Raw genomic sequence first — 17,527 nt, forward strand, 5'->3', positions numbered from 1 at the left:
CCGTTCTGGTGACTTACCCGTATTTACCTTAAATGAGTTTTCACCTAAGCTGAACTGACATGGAGAACGAAAAAAATAAAAACCTGGACAACAATCAGAATACGGTAAGTAACCAAGCAGAAGCTGGCCGTGTGCCGGAAGCCATCGGGAAACTGCCCCTGCCTACGGATGTGAACGATGACCCAAGCTACATTGAAAACAGCCCAGGAGTAATTCCTAGTGCTAGTGGCCGCAGAGGGAACATCAGCGTGGAAGATGGAGGAGATGTAGACGGCAGCTCAACCGGTAGCCGTTAAGGAACTTCTTTCAAAGCAAAGGCCCCACCTGGTTTCAGGCGGGGCCTTTGCTTTTTGGTTAGTTTTGGGCAGGTTTGTCATAACTGAGCTTAAAACCGCTCAAGTCTGGCCTGTGTTTCCGTTTACGCTGCAATTCATACTCATACACCACCTGGCCCAGGTCCCTTAGGAACGGAAACCCGATGGTGTCATATTCATATTTACCGTCATTGTAAATCTCGTCTTCGTTGACGTGTACCGTGGCGGTGAGCATGAATTCCACGTTGTTTTTGAAATCCACAATGTAAGCGTTATCCGTTAGGAACCCGAATGACTGGCCAATCTTGTTGAAGATCCGGATATGATCAGGGATTCTCTCGGTCCGGGTTGGGCCGCCGTACAGCAGGTACTTTACAAAGGAGTCGGGGTATTCCTTCTCAGGGTAGTGGGGGTGCGTTGTCTCGCGCGGCAAATGCGACATGTATTGGTACAGGAACCGGTAATCTTGCTGGGTTAGATTAAAGCGGTTTTTGGCCGGAACCGAGGTAGGGAAGAGAATGGCCCGCAGCATCTGGTGCTGGTCCTCTAAGGCAAACGTATTGGATAAGGCGAAATTGCGGGGTTCCATCACCAGTTTATCATCATTGGTCATGTTGCCTTTGCCCATCAAAATAGGGGTGGGATTTTGGTAGCTTTTGGTGCTCTTTACCAATCCTTGCTGGTACACCACTTTCCCAGCCTGCATAAACCGGACGGGGTTGGTGTACTGGTCCAACTCAATGGGCAGAAACCTGGATAACCTGATGGGCAGCCGCACACTGGAATAACCTTTGGCCTTGAGCCCCTCGTTCAGAGGTTCCTGACCAATGAACTCATAGAGCCGGTTATAGGCATCATTGTCGCTGGTGACCAAAATCTTCTTAATGTAATGAGCGATGGACGGAAACCCATTGGCGGAGGTAGAATCCATCAGCACCTTTGTTTGACCTTGAAAGGCACTGTCGGTGAGCATCACGGTTTCTTTAGAGAGCTCGGCAATGTTCAAGGTGTTGATCTTCTCCAGGGCCATCAGAGAGGCGGGGAATTTCACCGTGCTGGCCGGGTTGAAGTACTCCTGCGCGTTTACCCTGTAGCGGTACGTCTTGAAGGAAGGCGTATTGTTCTTGTCCCGGTCTATTTGGGTATACAGAATCTGAATCCGGTATTTCTCGGGTTGCTCCAGCAGAGTTTTGAATTTCTTGGGGTGCTTTTCTAGAAGTTGGGAAAGGAATTTATCGGTTTTCGCTTGGCCCGATGCCAAGGTGGAGCCTAGGAAAAGCAAGCCTAGTCCCAGAAGTGACATTTTCATTGGAATACAGGATATGTAGACGTACGGGGCTGAATATGCGTAGAATTTTTTAATCTTCGGTCCCAGATTAAACCATTTATGCAAAACCCGTTTCAAGCAGGAGACACCAAACAGTACCAGAAACTAGTGACCGAAGCTGATTTTGCCCGGTTTGAAGCAGGGTTAGTGCACCCGGTCTGCTCTACCTTTGCCTTGGCGCAAGCGATGGAATGGGCCTCGCGGTTGTTTGTGCTGGAGATGAAGGAGGCCGATGAAGAAGGCATTGGTACCATGGTGCACATAGACCACCACGGCCCAGCGTTTGCGGGAGAGATGTTATTCATTGAGGCTACGTTCAAAACCTTGCTCCAGAACGAACTACGATGTGACATCACCGTAAAGGCAGGCCAACGGCTGGTGGCCACCGGGCAAACCGGCCAAAAAATTTTGAAAAAAGAGAAGATCAACCGACTTTTGACGAACAGTAGAAACTAAATGGCGAAATCAAGAGAGAAAGACAGGTTGCAGAAAACGGTGAACATCTCTAACCGGCGGGCATCCTATGAGTACCAGTTTCTAGACAAATACACCGCCGGCATCATGCTGCGGGGCACCGAAATCAAATCCATCAGGGAAGGGAACGTAAACCTTTCAGACGGCTACTGTACTTTCCACGGAAACGAATTGATGCTGCACCAGGTCACCATCTCTAAGTACACCGAGGGAACCCACTACAACCACGAACCCACCCGTGACCGCAAACTGCTGTTAAACAAGCGTGAGTTAAAGAAGCTGAAAGAAGGGGCCCAGGAGCAAGGCGTCACGATTATCCCAACCAGACTTTTCATATCAGACCGTGGCTTCGCGAAAGTAGAGATTGCCTTGGCTAAAGGTAAAAAGCTCTATGACAAGCGCGAAGACATCAAAGAACGCGATGTCAAACGCGAAATGGCTCGTGAGCGCTACTAACTGTTTCAAGCCTCTTTTCCTTAAACGGCACCAAAATCATTAGGGGGTGCCTTCCTTCTGAAAATTGGCAAACCCTATCCCTGCTATTCACTTATTCCATCAACCACTCTTTCACTCCTTACTACATTGAACTTCGGGATTTGCAAATTAAGTCTGGTGCCAGTGCGCCGGGAACCCTCTGACAGAAGCGAACAGATCACCCAATTGGTTTTCGGCGAGTGCTATGAGGTGATGCAAACCCAGGAGAAATGGATTCAGGTGAAAAACGCCGCCGATGACTACGAGGGCTGGATAGACTTCAAGCAACACTTCCCGGTTTCTGATGCCTATTTTCAAGAGTGGCGAGAAACCACCCATGCTCGTTCCATGGATATTGTGCAGACCGTGAGCGGAAATGACGCCGTGACGCCCATTGGTCTTGGAAGCGTGTTGCCTTTCTTTGATGGCATGAGCATACGGGTGGGAGAGGACCGGATGCTGTACAATGGTCGGGCTTCCAATCCTGGCTTGCCTTACCGTGAAAACTTCCTGCAGAAAATGGCTTTACAATTTCTACGCGCGCCGTACCTGTGGGGTGGTAAATCTATTTTCGGCATTGACTGCTCAGGATTTGTGCAGCAGGTGTACGGGGTTTGCGGGTACCAGCTTCGGCGGGATGCCTACCAGCAGGTGGAGCATGGCCAGGAGGTGCATTTCGTGAGCCAGACCCGTCCCGGCGATGTCGCCTTCTTTGACAATGAGGAGGGACGCATCATTCACGTAGGCATTGTGTTGGAAGACCAGAAGATCATCCATGCTTCTGGCGAGGTGCGCATAGACCAACTGGATCACCACGGCATCTATAACCGCGACCGTAAACGCTACTCCCACAAGCTCCGCATCATCAAACGGATCCTTCCTGAGTAAATTCTTGTAACACGAAGCCCTGAAAATCAGTTAGTAAAATCTGTTGTAAGGTTATTTTCCGTATCTTACAGAAGGATCTACTGAGCAGGATTTCGTATGAATGATAAGGTACTTTTACTTAATCAAGATTACTCCGCCATAGCCACATGCAGTTTGCATAAGGCTTTTGTCTTGATTTATCTCCAGAAAGCAGAACTTATTGCGGAAGACCAACTAAATGTGTTACGCACCGTGCGCCAGACGTATCCACGGCCCTTGGTGATCAGGCTGCACCGCTACGTGCGGGTACCTTACAAAGGCATCTCCCTCACGCGCCAGAACATCATGCGCCGTGACCGGAACCGATGCCAATACTGCGGGTCCACCAGAAACCTTACGCTGGATCATCTGCTGCCCCGGTCAAGAGGCGGGGAAAGCACCTGGTACAACCTCATTACCGCCTGCGCCCGCTGCAACTCCAAAAAAGGAGACCGTACCCCCGAGGAAGTATCCATGAAGTTAACCTCAAAACCGTTTAAACCATCTTTGGTTTCTTTTCTGCGGGACAGCATCCAGGATACAGACCACGCCTGGATTCCTTTTTTAAGGGATAAAGCCCGAGCCTAACGTTTCACTACAGTCACCTTCATGAAAAAGCCCTTTTTACTCAGCCTTACCATAGCGTTAGTGGCCTTTCTTCCTTTTAGACCTGATGCACAGGACTTGCTTCCTGGAAAGAAAACCCTAGGCGCGAAAAACCATTCCGTCGTGAAGGTGACTTCTACCGGCAACCCATTGTATTACCTGAAAACAGGTTCTTCCAACGTGGCGATTAGTAAAGGTGCCATGGAAAGCCTCAAGCCTGAATGGATAAAGGCTATCTCGGTGGTGAAAGGCAACCAGGGTGTAAAACAGTTTGGGGCCCATGCAAAGAACGGGGTAGTGCTGATTGAATTAAAACCAGAGCAAGAACAGGCCGCTTTGTATCAACTTGAAAATCAAAAAAACGCTTCAGAAAAGGAAGTAGCCACCAACCTGGATGGAAGCACCGGGCTAGCCTTGCCGGTACCTTTATACCTTGTCAAAACCCAGACGGGTGAAGTGGCGGCTACCAAGGAAGAGATCTCCAGCATCAATCCCGAGTGGATAAAATCCATTGACGTACTAAAAGGCCCGGAAGCTGAAAAGAGGTTTAAAGAGGAAGGAAGAAACGGGGTAATACTGATCACGTTCGCGCCAGAAAAGGAGCAGGAAGTGCTCCGCCAGCTGAAAGAAAATAAGTAACCAACCTTTTTAAATAACAAGCAGGGGTTTAGGGCCAGTTTTCTACAAAACAGCCTCTAAACCCCTGCTTGTTTTTAGAATTGCTATGATCTGGTTGATAATCAGGAAGATCATGAGAAATTCACAAGGGCTATCCTAATTATTTAAGCAAATATTTGTACCTTCGCGCCGCGTTCAAGGTGAATGCTCCGGTTTCTGAGTTGGAAAACGGGTATGTAAAAGAAGCTACGCAAAGGTAAGTGGTTCTGTGCCTAGGCGTTATATTTCGTGAACCAGCATAGCAATATGGCAAATGTAGATGATTTTAACTGGGACCAATTCGAATCTCAGGGCTTTGGTGGAAGCTACTCTCCTGCGCAGAGAGCTGAACTAGAGCAAATGTATGCCGACACCCTGAACACCGTTCAGGAAGAGGAAGTGATCAAAGGTACCGTTGTTGGTATCACTGATCGCGATGTGATCCTGAACATCGGCTTTAAGTCTGATGGTCTGGTTCCAGTTTCTGAATTCCGTGACATGCCGGATCTGAAAATTGGTGACGAGGTGGAGGTATTCATTGAAGACCAGGAAGATCCTAACGGTCAATTGATCCTGTCCCGTAAGAAAGCCAAAATCGTGAAGGCATGGGAAATGATCTACGGCGCTTTGGAGAACGACACTGTACTAGAAGGTGTAGTGAAACGCAGAACCAAAGGTGGTTTGATCACCGACCTTTACGGTGTAGAAGCCTTCTTGCCAGGTTCTCAAATTGACGTGAAACCTATCCGCGATTTCGACATCTATGTTGGTCGTAAGATGGAAGTGAAAGTGGTGAAAATCAACGCCGCTTTTGATAACGTAGTAGTATCGCACAAAGTGTTGATCGAGAAAGATCTTGAGCAGCAACGTGCCGCCATCCTGAACAACCTTGAGAAAGGTCAGGTACTGGAAGGTGTGATCAAAAACATGACCAACTTCGGTGTGTTCATCGACCTTGGTGGTGTAGATGGTCTGTTGCACATCACCGATATTTCATGGGGCCGCATCAACCACCCGCAAGAGGTGTTGGAGCTAGACCAGAAAGTAAACGTGGTAGTATTGGATTTCGACGACGACAAGAAACGTATTTCTTTGGGCATGAAGCAATTGACTGCTCACCCTTGGGATGCTCTTCCTGCCGAGGTGGAAGTTGGTTCACGCGTGAGCGGCAAAATCGTGAACGTAGCCGATTACGGTGCGTTCTTAGAACTGATGCCAGGCGTAGAAGGCTTGATCCACGTGTCAGAAATGTCATGGTCTCAGCACCTGCGCAACCCACAAGACTTCATCAAACAAGGTGACGAAATTGAGGCAGTTGTGTTGACAATGGACCGTAACGAGCGCAAAATGTCTCTGGGCATTAAGCAACTGACCGAAGATCCTTGGACTAAAGAAGATGTATTGACTAAGTATGCCGTTGGAACTAAGCACACTGGTGTGGTTAGAAACCTGACAAACTTTGGTCTGTTCATTGAGTTGGAAGAAGGCGTAGACGGTTTGGTTCACGTGTCTGACTTGTCTTGGACTAAGAAAATTAAGCACCCATCTGAGTTCGTGAAAGTTGGTGACAGATTAGACGTAGTGGTTCTGGAGCTTGATGCTGCTGCCCGTCGTCTGGCCCTTGGTCACAAACAACTGGAAGAGAACCCATGGGATACATTCGCTACTGTATTCAACGTAGGTTCAGTACACAGAGCTACTGTGTTAGAGAAATCTGACCGTGGCGCTACACTGGAACTGCCTTACGGTATTGAAGGGTTTGCCTTCCCTAAAGGTCTTTCTAAAGAAGACGGAACTTCTGTAGAAGCAGGTGAGCAAGTAGAATTCAAAGTAACTGAGTTCTCTAAAGAAGATCGTAAGATCATCTTGTCTCACACTGCGGTACACACTGCCCAGCCAGAAGATGCCAAGCGTAAGAAATTCGAGAAGAAAGATGCTCCGGCTGCCGCTGGTGCTCCTAAAGCAGCCGCTGCACCGGCCGCTCCTAAGAAAGACGAAGTTCGTTCTACCTTAGGTGATCTTGATGCTCTTTCTGCTTTGAAAGATCAAATGATGGAAAGTGAGAAAGAAGCTGGTGAGAGAAAATTAGCCGCGGCTGCCCAAGCCCGTGCTGACAGATCTGCTGGTGCTTCTGATGCTGACGCAACTGAATCAGCTGAATAATTTTTTGGGTAGGTAACTGCCTTATTTACAGGAAAGAGCCTCTGCAAAGAGGCTCTTTTTTTATGCCTCTTATTAAAAATTTGCTTCAAAATTGGGATAGTAACAGTTCCTGACTATATTTGCACTCCCAATCACGGTAACGTGGCCGAGTGGCTAGGCAGAGCTCTGCAAAAGCTCGTACAGCGGTTCGAATCCGCTCGTTACCTCATCCCAAGAAAGCCTGCTAGTTTTTAGCAGGCTTTCTTTTTTTATGATCAAAACACCTTCCTCCTTGGGTTTTCCAACCTTCTCCTTCCCCAATATTTAATTTAAACTTTCTTATTTGTTTACTGTAAAGAATTTCCATTTAGTAGGGAAATCCAGGTCTAGCATTCATTAGTAATTACCGGCATATTATCATCGTTTTTATTAAATTAATTGTCACTTATAATCCTTTATAAAATCTAAATTAGTATAAGTTGCTGTGTTACAAAGCATAGCAGGTTTTTGCAGATTATAACTTGGTTCTTGCCCCACAATAAACTTTCATAACAAATAGCCAGACTAGCCTGAGTGATGTAATAATTTTTAATATTATCAATATGGGGCTCTCTTTAGGAAAATCTATTGCACTTTTTTCAACCAAGTACGTATATTTTAGGGTATCCCATATTTTTATACCTGCATTTTAAAAATTTCCTGTAAGTAGTTAACGCACCTTGTTTCGGTAAATCCCATATATTTTAAATACCTAATCTTTTGGCTTGTAAATCCGTATGTCGAGACATCTTTCCTAAGCCCTGACCGAAAAGAAACCAATCGAATTTTCTTGTTAATTAAAGCGAGTAAGGAAGAAGTATAAGAAATACCTTAAGAGGGTTTTGACATACAGAAATTGCAGTTATATGAGCAAAAAACAGTCAAAGAAAGAAACATCAGAGAGTGCTAATCCACCTCAAGCCATAAAGCGCCCAATTCCCAAAGGAACATTAATCGCCATAGGGGGAGCGGAAAACAAGGGTGAGGAGCCGGAGGAAGAGTCAAAGGATTCAGGCAATGCCAACTTTGAGAAAACCGAAATCCTGTCACGGTTTGTAGAGGAATTAAAAGGATCAAATCCGCTGGTTATAGTTATTCCCACTGCTTCTTCCATCCCAGAAGAAATGGGGGAGTCTTACGTGAAAGTATTTTCTGAATTAAAGGTGAAGAATGTACAGGTGCTAGATATCCGGACCCGGGAAGACGCCTGTAAAGAAGAATATCTAGAACTTGTCAGGAAGGCAGCAGGTATTATGTTCACCGGTGGCGACCAACTTAAACTCACGTCCATTCTGGGTGGTACCGATTTCATGCGGGTTTTAAAAGAACGGTACTATAATGACTCCATAGTAGTGGCCGGTACCAGTGCCGGAGCTGCGGCTATGTCTACCCAAATGATCTATCAGGGAAGGAAGGGTTCTGATTTCATTAAGGGGTCGGTTAGCCTTACCGCCGGGCTTGAATTACTGGATGATGTTGCCATAGACACCCACTTTATTAGTAGAGGCCGTATAGTACGCATGGCTCAAATGTTGGCAACCAACCCTACCTTCATTGGCGTAGGCCTGGAGGAAGATACCGGCATTGTAGTGAAGGAGGGGCAGGAGATGGAAGTAATAGGAAGCGGCCTGGTTATTTTAGTTGACGGACGAAGCAGCACACGTAGCAATATATACGAGGTGGAGGAAGGAGTTCCTGTCACCATGAGAGACCTGAAGGTGCATCTTCTTGGGAAAGGAGATACATACACGCTTGAACTAATTTAAACCTACAACACAACCCCGCATTCATATTAGATTAGATAATCTATGAAAATCGCAGAATTACGCATTATGCGTGGACCAAACTATTGGTCTGTAAAACACCCGAAAATTGTAGTGCTGAAACTGGACATGGACAATTTTGCTGGTGTGCTCACCACAGATATCCCAGGATTCGCTCAGAGATTAGAAACCATGTTCCCGGGCATGGTACTACACCGTAGCACGCACGGAGAGGAAGGTGGTTACCTTAGAAGAGTGAGAGAAGAAGGGGTGCCCCTAAGCAACGTGGTAGAACACGTGGCTTTGGAACTTCAGACTCTGGGCGGTATGAACTCGGGCTTCGGCCGAACGTATCCAGCTCCCCAACCAGGATTTGAATATGTGGTTTTCTCTTACCAGGAAGAAAAAGCAGGAGAGTACGCCGCCCATGCTTCTATTAGAATAACGACGGCTCTCGCCAATAACCAACCATATGACATTACCCCGGATGTTGATGAACTGCACGAAATAAGGGAGGATGAACACATAGGGCCTAGTACCTACTCCATCGTGTCAGAGGCAGTTGCCCGGGGTATCCCTTATATCCGGCTTAACAAAAGTTCGCTTATCCAATTAGGGTACGGGGTACACCAGAAAAGAATCCAGGCCACCATGACCTGCCGGACGGCGGCTTTTGCAGTGGAGATCGCCGGCGATAAAAGTGCCACCAAAGACATGCTGGCAGAAGCCGGGGTGCCGGTGCCTAAAGGCGAGATTGTGTATGACCTGGACGAGCTAAGAGAAGCCGTCCAGTACCTTGGCTATCCGATCGTGACCAAGCCCCTTGACGGAAACCACGGAAAAGGAGCTGGTATCAACATCAACAATTGGGATGATGCCGTAGCGGGATTTGAAGCAGCTTTGAAGTACTCCAAGGCAGAAAAGGCCGTAATTGTGGAGCAATTCATCAGGGGCTATGATTTCCGCTTACTGGTGGTCAATAAAAAGTTTATTGCCGCGGCCAAACGGACCCCCGCCATGGTAATTGGCGATGGAATTTCTACCATTCAGCAGTTGATTGACAAGGTGAACGCCGATCCACGCCGCGGGGTAGGGCACGAAAAGGTCCTGACCAGAATCACGGTAGACAAAGACACCAACGGCATCCTAGAAAGCAAAGGCTATACCTTGGACACTGTTATTGAAGACGGTGAGGAACTGTTCCTGAAAAGTACCGCCAACCTTTCTACCGGAGGTACGGCCACTGACGTAACTGATTTAATTGACCCTTACAACGTCTTAATGGCCGAGCGGATTGCCGGAACCATAGGGTTGGATATCTGTGGGATTGACGTGGTGACCTCAGATATTGCCATTCCGTTACCCGAGGCTAGGGGAGCCGTTATTGAGGTGAATGCTGCCCCCGGTTTTAGGATGCACGTGGCCCCTACAGAAGGTTTGCCCCGTAACGTGGCGGACCCGGTAATTGAAATGCTTTTCCCAGACAATTGCCCTTCCCGCATTCCAATCATTGCCATTACGGGTACCAACGGGAAAACCACTACCACCAGGCTCATTGCTCACATGGTGAAATCAGTAGGGTACCAGGTGGGGTTCACCACCACAGACGGTATCTACATACAGGACACTATGGTGGAGAAAGGGGATACCACGGGTTCAAAAAGTGCTGAGTTTGTGTTGCGCGACCCTACCGTCAACTTTGCGGTGTTGGAATGCGCCAGAGGTGGGATGTTGCGTTCCGGATTGGGCTTCCAGCAGTGTGACATCGGGATTGTGACCAACGTAGCCGAAGATCACATGGGTCTCCGCGACATCAATACCTTGGAAGACATGGCCCGGGTGAAGGCAGTTGTGCCTAAGAGTGTCAGCAAAACAGGGTACGCCATTCTCAACGCCGATGATGACAATGTCTTCAACATGGCGGCGGAGCTTGAATGCAAGGTGGCCTTCTTCAGTATGGATGAGGAAAACCCGCGCATTTTAAAGCATGTGGCAGAGGGTGGTTTGGCGGCGGTTTTTGAAAACGGGTTCATTTCCATCTTCAAGAACACCTATAAAATTCGGGTCGACCGGGTGGCTGACATTCCGCTTACCTTTGGAGGACGCGCCAAGTTTAACATTGAGAACGTATTGGCGGCCACCTTGGCTGGTTATATCTCCCGTTTCGAAATCTCGGAAATCAAAACCGCCCTGCGCACCTTTGTGCCTTCGGCAACCAAGACTCCGGGCCGAATGAACATGTTCAAATTCCCAACCTTTGAGGTACTAGTGGATTACGCGCATAACCCGGCTGGTATGAAAGGGGTCGCTGATTTCCTACAGAATGTAGACGCCCGGAAGCGGGTTGGCATTGTGGCTGGGGTAGGTGACCGCCGTGACGAGGACATGGTGGAGTTAGGAAAAATGGCCGCTCAGATGTTTGACGAAATCATCATCCGCTCTGATAGAGACTTAAGAGGTCGCACCGCAGAAGAGATCAACCGGAACGTGATAGAAGGCATCATGCAGGTGGATCCTAACAAAAACTTTAAAGTAATTGAGCAGGAAATGGTCGCCATTGCCTATGCCTTGGAACATGCCGAGCGAAATTCATTTATCACTATTTTCTCCGAAGACATTCCGGAAGCAATCAAAATGATTGAAAACTTCAAAGTGATCCAGGACCGCCGCGTGTTGGTTGATTAGTATCTAATATAGTCATTCAAATGAAAAGCCCCTCTTACCCATAAGAGGGGCTTTTCATTTGATAGGGTTCTTTCGTAGCACACCCTAAAAGGAAACGGCCCCTAAACGCTTCAACGTTTAGGGGCCGTTTGTATGAAACTAGACTGAAAACCCTATTTCAAAGTGAAAGAGGTGGTGCCAATTAAAAAACCATCTGAGTAGATTTCGATCAGGTGCTTGCCAGTTTTGTAAGGAGTGCCCTTGGAATAAATGAAAGAAACCTGCTGCTGGGTGTTGTCAAAAACGATGTCGCGTTTGGCGGTGTAGAACTGTTCTTTGCCTTCAAATTCAAACGTACCTGAACCCGTAGCAAGGTTGTACAGCGCAGATCCATCTGGCTCGATCAAACGCATTAAGATTTCCTTGTTCTCCTTAGGAGCTACTTCGTTTTTCCCTAACCGGAAGGTAAGTTTGATTCTGTCTACCCGTTTGGCTTTGTACTCTTCATCGGTTTCCTCTTTCTCTTTTCCTTTGGCGTTGATGACCGTAACCATGATGTTCTGGGCCTCCAGTTTGGAAGCCAGGCTCACTTTCTCGGCCAGTTCCTTGTTGTTGCTGGAGAGCGTAGTGATAGAATCAGACAGTTTGTTCTGGGTGGTTTTGAGACCTTTTACCTCGGTGAACAGCTCCTCATTATCGTCCTGCAATTTGGCAACTTCCTCGTCTTTCTTGCGAAGGGCTAGTTCCAAGTTTTGAGCGCGCTGTTGGAAGCGCTTCTGGTCGGCCACTGTGAACGAGCTGTTTCTGAAAGACCGTAACTGGGCTAGATCTGCATTGATGGCGGCAATTCTGGATTCAAGAGAGTCATTGGTGAGGCCCATGGCGCTTAGTTCAGCGCTTTGCCGCTCATAATCAGCTTTAAGGGTTTCGTACACTTTGATTTGGTTTTCCAATTCAGTACTCTTCACCTTGATGATTTCCTTTTGCTCCTCGTTCTCCTGAGTTTTCTGTTGCTGCATGTAGATAAGGATACCGTTAATGCTGAGTAGCACTATAATTAGGCCTACTACTAACAATTTGCGGTTACTATCCTTTTCGGGTGTTTCAGTCGCCATAGCGGATTAAGAGTGTTTAAGGGTTTTTGGGCAATACCTATTCTTACAAAAATACGCTTCTATCTATCCTTTGCAAATAAGCCGGTAAAATACTTACTTCAGCGCATGAGTGAAAAAGACAATTTAGACAAGGAATATTGGGAGCAAAGGTATCAGCAGAATCGCACCGGATGGGATGTTGGCGAAATCACCCCTCCATTAAAGTCCTATATTGACCAACTGAAAGAGAAAGACTTACAGGTACTTGTTCCGGGTGGCGGGAACGGCTACGAAGCAGAATACCTGCACTTGAACGGGTTTGCCAAGGTCTATCTCCTGGATTTTGCCGCAGGCCCCTTGAGCAACTTTCAGGAACGGGTTCCTTCTTTCCCCCATGATCATCTGTTGCAGCAAGATTTCTTTTCTTTAACGCCGCAGCAGTACGATCTGGTATTAGAGCAAACGTTCTTTTGCGCGTTGCCCAGAGAGCTGCGTTCCCACTATGCCCGAAAGATGTTTGAGATCCTGAAGCCCGAAGGCAAACTGGTGGGAGTCTTGTTTTCAGAGGAGTTCCAGAACCCAGGCCCATCGTTTGGAGGTTCAGCCATGGAATACCAGGCTTACTTTGAGCCGTATTTTCACTTCCAGCATTTTGAGCCCTGCAAAAACTCTGTTAAGCCAAGGCAGGGAAGGGAGTTGTTTATGGTGTTACAACGCCGGGAGCGGCCGCAGTTTATCGCGTAGAATTCAGTACTTTTGAGAACTTAGACGAAAGGACTGGAAGGAAACTTCACCACCTTGTTTAATCTTGCTCGCTATTTTCATGCTGTTTTGTCTAAACGGCTTAGAAACTACTAGCTGAGATGATGGGTGACTCAGGAGTTTTGCGGTCTTTTTGTAAGAATACCACCTTATAGAATTTTAAGCTAGAATATTTATGATGATTACTGTTCCTAAGCTTCAGCATACCGCCTCCGGTAATTTCTTCCTGATGGCGGGTCCTTGTGCCATTGAAGGAGAAGACATGGCCATGGGCATCGCCGAAGAACTTGTCGGGATTTCTGACCGCCTGCAAATACCCCTGATCTTTAAGGGATCTTACCGCAAAGCCAATCGCTCCAGAAAAGATTCTTTCACAGGGATTGGAGACGAGAAAGCCCTTAAGATTTTGGCCAAAGTGAGTGAGACCTTCGGAGTGCCAACTGTGACCGATATCCATGAGACGCACGAAGCTGCGATGGCTGCTGAGTACGTAGATGTGCTCCAGATTCCGGCTTTCCTTTGCCGCCAAACGGATCTGCTGATTGCCGCTGCCCAGACCGGCAAAGTAGTAAATATCAAAAAAGGACAGTTTCTTTCAGGGGAGTCCATGAAGTTTGCCGTTGAGAAAATAAAAGAATCTGGTAACGACAACGTGATCCTGACAGACAGAGGAAACTCTTTCGGGTATTCAGATCTGGTAGTGGATTTCCGGAACATTCCCATTATGCGTGAAAACCAGATTCCGGTGGTCATGGATGTGACACATTCCTTGCAGCAACCCAACCAATCATCTGGGGTGACCGGCGGAAAGCCCGCTTTGATTGAAACCATTGCCAAAGCCGCCATCGCCGTTGGAGCAGACGGTTTGTTTATTGAAACTCACCCAGAACCTTTGACCGCACGTTCAGACGGGGCTAATATGCTGCCGCTGGCGCAATTAGAAGGTTTGATGCGACGCCTGATCAGGATAAGAGAGGCAATCCGGTAGCAATAGTAAAATCCCCTTTGGACCTGTTTTCCTAAATACAGGCCCGAAGAGGATTTTATCTGAACGGGTTAAAACCTTAACGTAAAATGCTGTTTGGGTTGGTTTTTCCTGAAAAAGACCAGACCTATGTAGAAGAGATCAACAGTGAGCAGCACCTGCGGGTGCTGCTTTATTTTTTTCCAGGCCTGCGCCATTTCCCCAGACCAATAAATATCATCCAGAATGAATACGCTGCCCTCGTGGGCCTTGGCCAGGCATTGCTCAAAATACCGAAGGGTGGGTTCGTAGCGGTGGTTTCCGTCAAAGAACACAAAATCCACTTTGTCTAGGTGGTTGAGCGTTTGAGAAAGTGTCTGGTCCAGGTTGCCCTCTACTAACTGCACTTTCTCTAATCCCAACTTTTGGAAATTTTTACGGGCTTGACCAGCAATAGCAGGGCATCCTTCAAAGGTGTACAGGTCAGCAGTTTTTCGGGCCAGGCCTAAGTACCCCGTGGTTAACCCCAGAGAGGTGCCAAGTTCCAGGATAGTGGCGGGTTTGAAATGGTTGGCTAACCGGAACAGCAACTGTCCTAAACGAGCTGGCTTGGCAGCAGTACGGGCGATGTCAGCTACCTTTCTTTGCCGGGTAGCCCCCGAGTGGGAACCTGCCCCAAAGTCAGTGACATTCAGTACGGTTTGGTCCTGTAAGAGCTCTTCCCGTAAAGATTCCACCGCATCATACGCCAGAAAGTGGCCTTCATGATGAATGATGTGGCAATACAAATTGAAAACAAAAGGGGAGTGCAGACCATGCGCATTCCCCGAACGCCACCAGAAGGAGGCGTACCTGTAGATCATGGCGGCGTGCTGCAAAGCCAGAAGCGGGATTAGTTTAGTTTATAAGGAATGATGAGCGTGAACTCAGGTATTGTCACGTAAAACTGACGGCCGTCTACCAAACGTTCCATCAGGTACGTTCCGGCCATTTTACCAATGCTGGTTTTGAGATTACAGCCCGATACGTATTGGTGGCTTTCGCCGGGTTCCAGTACCGGTTGCTGGCCTACTACGCCTTCGCCCTCTACTTCCCGTACCTCGTTGTTTGAATCGTATATATGCCAGTGGCGGCGTAATAACTTTACTGTAAATTCGCTGTTATTCTGGATAGTAATCTTGTAAGCGAAGACAAAGTGCTGTTGTGCCGGACTGGAATAGTCAGGGAGGTAATTTGTCGTGACGTTGACAGTGACTCCTTGGGTTGTTTTCGTATCCATGCGTGCCTTAATTTGGTATAAATGGAACAGGCTTTCTGGCGTTTTAGTTTTGCCAGCCGGATTCTAAAGTAAAAATACGCTAAAAACCATTAACTGATACCTCCCATATGCAGGTAAAAATAGAAAGTAGCTGGCAACAGGTGCTGCAAGATGAATTTGAGAAACCGTATTTTCAGAACCTTATTGGGTTTGTGAAGTCAGAATACAGTTCTATAGAAGTATATCCGCCGGGCAAACAAATATTCCACGCCTTTGAAGAATGCCCCTTTGACAAAGTGCGAGTAGTGATTTTGGGGCAAGACCCTTACCACGGGCAAGGCCAAGCAAATGGTTTGGCTTTCTCGGTGGCAGAAGGCATGCGCACCCCACCCTCTCTATTAAACATATTTAAAGAAATAGAGGCAGATTTGGGCAAGCCTATTCCAAGGTCAGGCAACCTGGAACGGTGGGCAGAGCAGGGGGTATTGTTGTTGAACGCCACCTTAACCGTAAGGGCACACCAAGCAGGCTCTCATCAGAAAAAAGGGTGGGAGGAGTTTACCGATGCCGTCATTCAAAAGGTATCTGATCTGAAAGAGCATGTGGTGTTTCTTTTATGGGGAGCTTATGCCCAGAAGAAAGGCTTGATCATTGACGAAAGAAAGCATTTGGTTTTGAAAGCGGCGCATCCGTCACCGTTCGCAGCAGACAAAGGCTTTTTTGGTACGCGGCATTTCAGTAAAACAAACGCCTATCTGCGCGAGCATGGCCGGCCAGAAATAGAGTGGTAGGGTTAGAGTGCTTTTAGAGCCCGTTTTAAAGAATTGGTCCCTAAACTGAATGTCTGATTCTTCTTTTAAGCTTAAGAAATTATCAAAAAAGAAAAGCCAGCTAAATTTTAGCCGGCTTTTCTTTTTAAATCAGGTGCTTTTTAGGTCTGTTTTGGACAAAATGACATCAAAACAGTGAGGGTTTATTCAATGCCTTTGAAAATTCTGCTCCAGCGGATTTTGTTGAACAATGTTTCAGTGGGGTCAGCAGACATCCAGATCAGAACCGCCTTGCCAACTACGTGGTCCTCGGGAACAAAGCCCCAGTACCGTGAATCTTCTGAGTTGTGGCGGTTATCCCCCATCATCCAATAGTAGTTCTGCTTGAAGGTGTATTGCTTTATCTCCTGCCCATTGATCAAAATTTTATCGTCAGAGACCACAACCGCTTCTTTCTCAAATCCCTCGTATTTCCGGATTGCCATCTCGTAGAAAGGAATGGTTTGCGGGTTGATGTCCACGGTCATGCCTTCTTTAGGGATGATGAAAGGACCGAAATTGTCCTTGTTGTAAGGGTACATGGAAGGTTTGAACGGGAAAACATCTGCTCTAACAGACCCAATGCTGTCTTTGTACAGAACCACCTCCTTAATAAAGTCAAAGCCTTTCAGTTTCTCGGCGGTGGCCGGGGTGGTGTTGATCACGTAGCCAACCCCGCCAAACGCCATCTGTACATCGGTGATGTCGTTTTCCTTGAAGAACTTCTCGTTGATGGGCGTGGTGGTCAACAGGCCATAGGCGTATTGTACCCGATCTGGCTCTGGCACCATCTTATCATTGATGTACACCTTCATGTCTCGCATCTGAATCTTATCACCCGCAATGCCAATGCAGCGTTTAATGTAATTCATCCTAAGGTCAGTAGGGTGGTTGATATCTGCCGGCCAGTTGAATACCACCACGTCATTGTTCTTCACGGAAGTGAAACCTGGCAATCGGTAAGACTTCAACTGGATGGCATCTGAATAAGAAGGAATGTTGGTGCCCCAGATGGTTTGGTGGGTCAAAGGTACCTGCAAGGGGGTAATGGGCGTGCGGGGCCCATAATGCAGTTTGCTCACAAAAAGGTAATCACCCACCAACAAAGACTTCTCCATAGACGGAGTAGGGATGGTGTACGCCTCAAAGGTAGCCCACCGGATAAGGGTGGCCGCTACAACGGCAAAAAGAATGGCGTCTCCCCATTCTCTGAAAAAGCCTTTTTTCTTTTTAGGCTTGGTGTCGGTCTTGGTCCAAAAACGGATGCTCATGCA

The 17,527-nt window shown here is 47.4% G+C and carries 17 protein-coding genes and 1 tRNA gene; 13 read left to right on the forward strand and 5 right to left on the reverse strand.

Annotated features, from left to right (window positions below; genetic code table 11):
• The first annotated feature begins 59 nt into the window (after positions 1-59).
• Positions 60-296, forward strand: a complete 237-nt coding sequence (locus ACW9SV_RS10765) for a hypothetical protein (protein WP_479556767.1) — start codon at positions 60-62, stop codon at positions 294-296.
• Between the two features lie 58 nt (positions 297-354).
• Here the strand turns inward: ACW9SV_RS10765 and ACW9SV_RS10770 are convergent, their stop codons facing one another.
• On the reverse strand, positions 355-1,623 hold the full coding sequence (locus tag ACW9SV_RS10770; protein ID WP_479556768.1) for a serine hydrolase: 1,269 nt from the start codon (positions 1,621-1,623) through the stop codon (positions 355-357).
• A gap of 78 nt (positions 1,624-1,701) precedes the next feature.
• Between ACW9SV_RS10770 and ACW9SV_RS10775 the strand changes: the two genes are divergently transcribed.
• From ACW9SV_RS10775 to cphA, 9 genes are all read left to right on the forward strand, one after another.
• Positions 1,702-2,097: a thioesterase family protein gene (locus tag ACW9SV_RS10775; protein ID WP_479556769.1), complete on the forward strand. Its 396-nt coding sequence runs from the start codon at positions 1,702-1,704 to the stop codon at positions 2,095-2,097.
• Positions 2,098-2,571 (forward strand): SsrA-binding protein SmpB, encoded by a 474-nt coding sequence (gene smpB, locus ACW9SV_RS10780; protein ID WP_479556770.1) that lies wholly within the window; start codon positions 2,098-2,100, stop codon positions 2,569-2,571.
• Between the two features lie 126 nt (positions 2,572-2,697).
• Complete coding sequence (locus tag ACW9SV_RS10785) at positions 2,698-3,477, forward strand: C40 family peptidase (RefSeq protein WP_479556771.1); 780 nt, start codon at positions 2,698-2,700, stop codon at positions 3,475-3,477.
• Between the two features lie 96 nt (positions 3,478-3,573).
• Complete coding sequence (locus tag ACW9SV_RS10790) at positions 3,574-4,083, forward strand: HNH endonuclease (protein ID WP_479556772.1); 510 nt, start codon at positions 3,574-3,576, stop codon at positions 4,081-4,083.
• Positions 4,084-4,104: 21 nt separating this feature from the next.
• Positions 4,105-4,740, forward strand: coding sequence for a hypothetical protein (locus ACW9SV_RS10795; protein ID WP_479556773.1), 636 nt, complete (start codon positions 4,105-4,107; stop codon positions 4,738-4,740).
• Positions 4,741-5,025: 285 nt separating this feature from the next.
• A complete protein-coding gene (gene rpsA, locus ACW9SV_RS10800) occupies positions 5,026-6,921 on the forward strand; it encodes a 30S ribosomal protein S1 (protein ID WP_479556774.1) in 1,896 nt (631 codons plus the stop codon).
• 135 nt (positions 6,922-7,056) lie between these two features.
• A tRNA-Cys gene (locus ACW9SV_RS10805) sits at positions 7,057-7,127 on the forward strand.
• 678 nt (positions 7,128-7,805) lie between these two features.
• Positions 7,806-8,705 (forward strand): cyanophycinase, encoded by a 900-nt coding sequence (locus ACW9SV_RS10810; RefSeq protein WP_479556775.1) that lies wholly within the window; start codon positions 7,806-7,808, stop codon positions 8,703-8,705.
• Between the two features lie 42 nt (positions 8,706-8,747).
• The gene (gene cphA, locus ACW9SV_RS10815; RefSeq protein WP_479556776.1) at positions 8,748-11,387 is read left to right on the forward strand and encodes a cyanophycin synthetase; all 2,640 of its coding nucleotides are present in this window, start codon (positions 8,748-8,750) and stop codon (positions 11,385-11,387) included.
• Positions 11,388-11,539: 152 nt separating this feature from the next.
• Here cphA and ACW9SV_RS10820 read toward each other — a convergent pair whose 3' ends face one another.
• Positions 11,540-12,481, reverse strand: coding sequence for a hypothetical protein (locus tag ACW9SV_RS10820; protein WP_479556777.1), 942 nt, complete (start codon positions 12,479-12,481; stop codon positions 11,540-11,542).
• Between the two features lie 105 nt (positions 12,482-12,586).
• On the opposite strand from ACW9SV_RS10820, the gene ACW9SV_RS10825 reads away from it, so the two are divergent.
• Positions 12,587-13,204: a methyltransferase domain-containing protein gene (locus tag ACW9SV_RS10825; RefSeq protein ID WP_479556778.1), complete on the forward strand. Its 618-nt coding sequence runs from the start codon at positions 12,587-12,589 to the stop codon at positions 13,202-13,204.
• A 196-nt stretch (positions 13,205-13,400) separates the two neighbouring features.
• Complete coding sequence (gene kdsA / locus ACW9SV_RS10830; RefSeq protein ID WP_479557381.1) at positions 13,401-14,210, forward strand: 3-deoxy-8-phosphooctulonate synthase; 810 nt, start codon at positions 13,401-13,403, stop codon at positions 14,208-14,210.
• Between the two features lie 68 nt (positions 14,211-14,278).
• Here the strand turns inward: kdsA and ACW9SV_RS10835 are convergent, their stop codons facing one another.
• On the reverse strand, positions 14,279-15,049 hold the full coding sequence (locus ACW9SV_RS10835) for an O-methyltransferase (RefSeq protein ID WP_479556779.1): 771 nt from the start codon (positions 15,047-15,049) through the stop codon (positions 14,279-14,281).
• 29 nt (positions 15,050-15,078) lie between these two features.
• A complete protein-coding gene (apaG, locus tag ACW9SV_RS10840; RefSeq protein WP_479556780.1) occupies positions 15,079-15,465 on the reverse strand; it encodes a Co2+/Mg2+ efflux protein ApaG in 387 nt (128 codons plus the stop codon).
• 107 nt (positions 15,466-15,572) lie between these two features.
• Between apaG and ung the strand changes: the two genes are divergently transcribed.
• On the forward strand, positions 15,573-16,235 hold the full coding sequence (ung, locus tag ACW9SV_RS10845) for a uracil-DNA glycosylase (protein ID WP_479556781.1): 663 nt from the start codon (positions 15,573-15,575) through the stop codon (positions 16,233-16,235).
• A gap of 182 nt (positions 16,236-16,417) precedes the next feature.
• On the opposite strand, the gene lepB is transcribed toward ung, so the two are convergent.
• On the reverse strand, positions 16,418-17,524 hold the full coding sequence (gene lepB / locus ACW9SV_RS10850; protein WP_479556782.1) for a signal peptidase I: 1,107 nt from the start codon (positions 17,522-17,524) through the stop codon (positions 16,418-16,420).
• Positions 17,525-17,527: the final 3 nt, after the last annotated feature.

It is taken from the genome of Rufibacter sp. JT20002 (genome assembly GCF_056491185.1).

What these genes read in the sequence shown, in the direction of transcription:
- ACW9SV_RS10765 (WP_479556767.1), top strand. Translation starts at nt 60, where the DNA reads ATGGAGAACGAAAAAAATAAAAACCTGGACAACAATCAGAATACGGTA.
- ACW9SV_RS10770 (WP_479556768.1), bottom strand. Translation starts at nt 1,623, where the DNA reads ATGAAAATGTCACTTCTGGGACTAGGCTTGCTTTTCCTAGGCTCCACC.
- ACW9SV_RS10775 (WP_479556769.1), top strand. Translation starts at nt 1,702, where the DNA reads ATGCAAAACCCGTTTCAAGCAGGAGACACCAAACAGTACCAGAAACTA.
- smpB (WP_479556770.1), top strand. Translation starts at nt 2,098, where the DNA reads ATGGCGAAATCAAGAGAGAAAGACAGGTTGCAGAAAACGGTGAACATC.
- ACW9SV_RS10790 (WP_479556772.1), top strand. Translation starts at nt 3,574, where the DNA reads ATGAATGATAAGGTACTTTTACTTAATCAAGATTACTCCGCCATAGCC.
- ACW9SV_RS10795 (WP_479556773.1), top strand. Translation starts at nt 4,105, where the DNA reads ATGAAAAAGCCCTTTTTACTCAGCCTTACCATAGCGTTAGTGGCCTTT.
- rpsA (WP_479556774.1), top strand. Translation starts at nt 5,026, where the DNA reads ATGGCAAATGTAGATGATTTTAACTGGGACCAATTCGAATCTCAGGGC.
- ACW9SV_RS10810 (WP_479556775.1), top strand. Translation starts at nt 7,806, where the DNA reads ATGAGCAAAAAACAGTCAAAGAAAGAAACATCAGAGAGTGCTAATCCA.
- cphA (WP_479556776.1), top strand. Translation starts at nt 8,748, where the DNA reads ATGAAAATCGCAGAATTACGCATTATGCGTGGACCAAACTATTGGTCT.
- ACW9SV_RS10820 (WP_479556777.1), bottom strand. Translation starts at nt 12,481, where the DNA reads ATGGCGACTGAAACACCCGAAAAGGATAGTAACCGCAAATTGTTAGTA.
- ACW9SV_RS10825 (WP_479556778.1), top strand. Translation starts at nt 12,587, where the DNA reads ATGAGTGAAAAAGACAATTTAGACAAGGAATATTGGGAGCAAAGGTAT.
- kdsA (WP_479557381.1), top strand. Translation starts at nt 13,401, where the DNA reads ATGATTACTGTTCCTAAGCTTCAGCATACCGCCTCCGGTAATTTCTTC.
- ACW9SV_RS10835 (WP_479556779.1), bottom strand. Translation starts at nt 15,049, where the DNA reads ATGATCTACAGGTACGCCTCCTTCTGGTGGCGTTCGGGGAATGCGCAT.
- apaG (WP_479556780.1), bottom strand. Translation starts at nt 15,465, where the DNA reads ATGGATACGAAAACAACCCAAGGAGTCACTGTCAACGTCACGACAAAT.
- ung (WP_479556781.1), top strand. Translation starts at nt 15,573, where the DNA reads ATGCAGGTAAAAATAGAAAGTAGCTGGCAACAGGTGCTGCAAGATGAA.
- lepB (WP_479556782.1), bottom strand. Translation starts at nt 17,524, where the DNA reads ATGAGCATCCGTTTTTGGACCAAGACCGACACCAAGCCTAAAAAGAAA.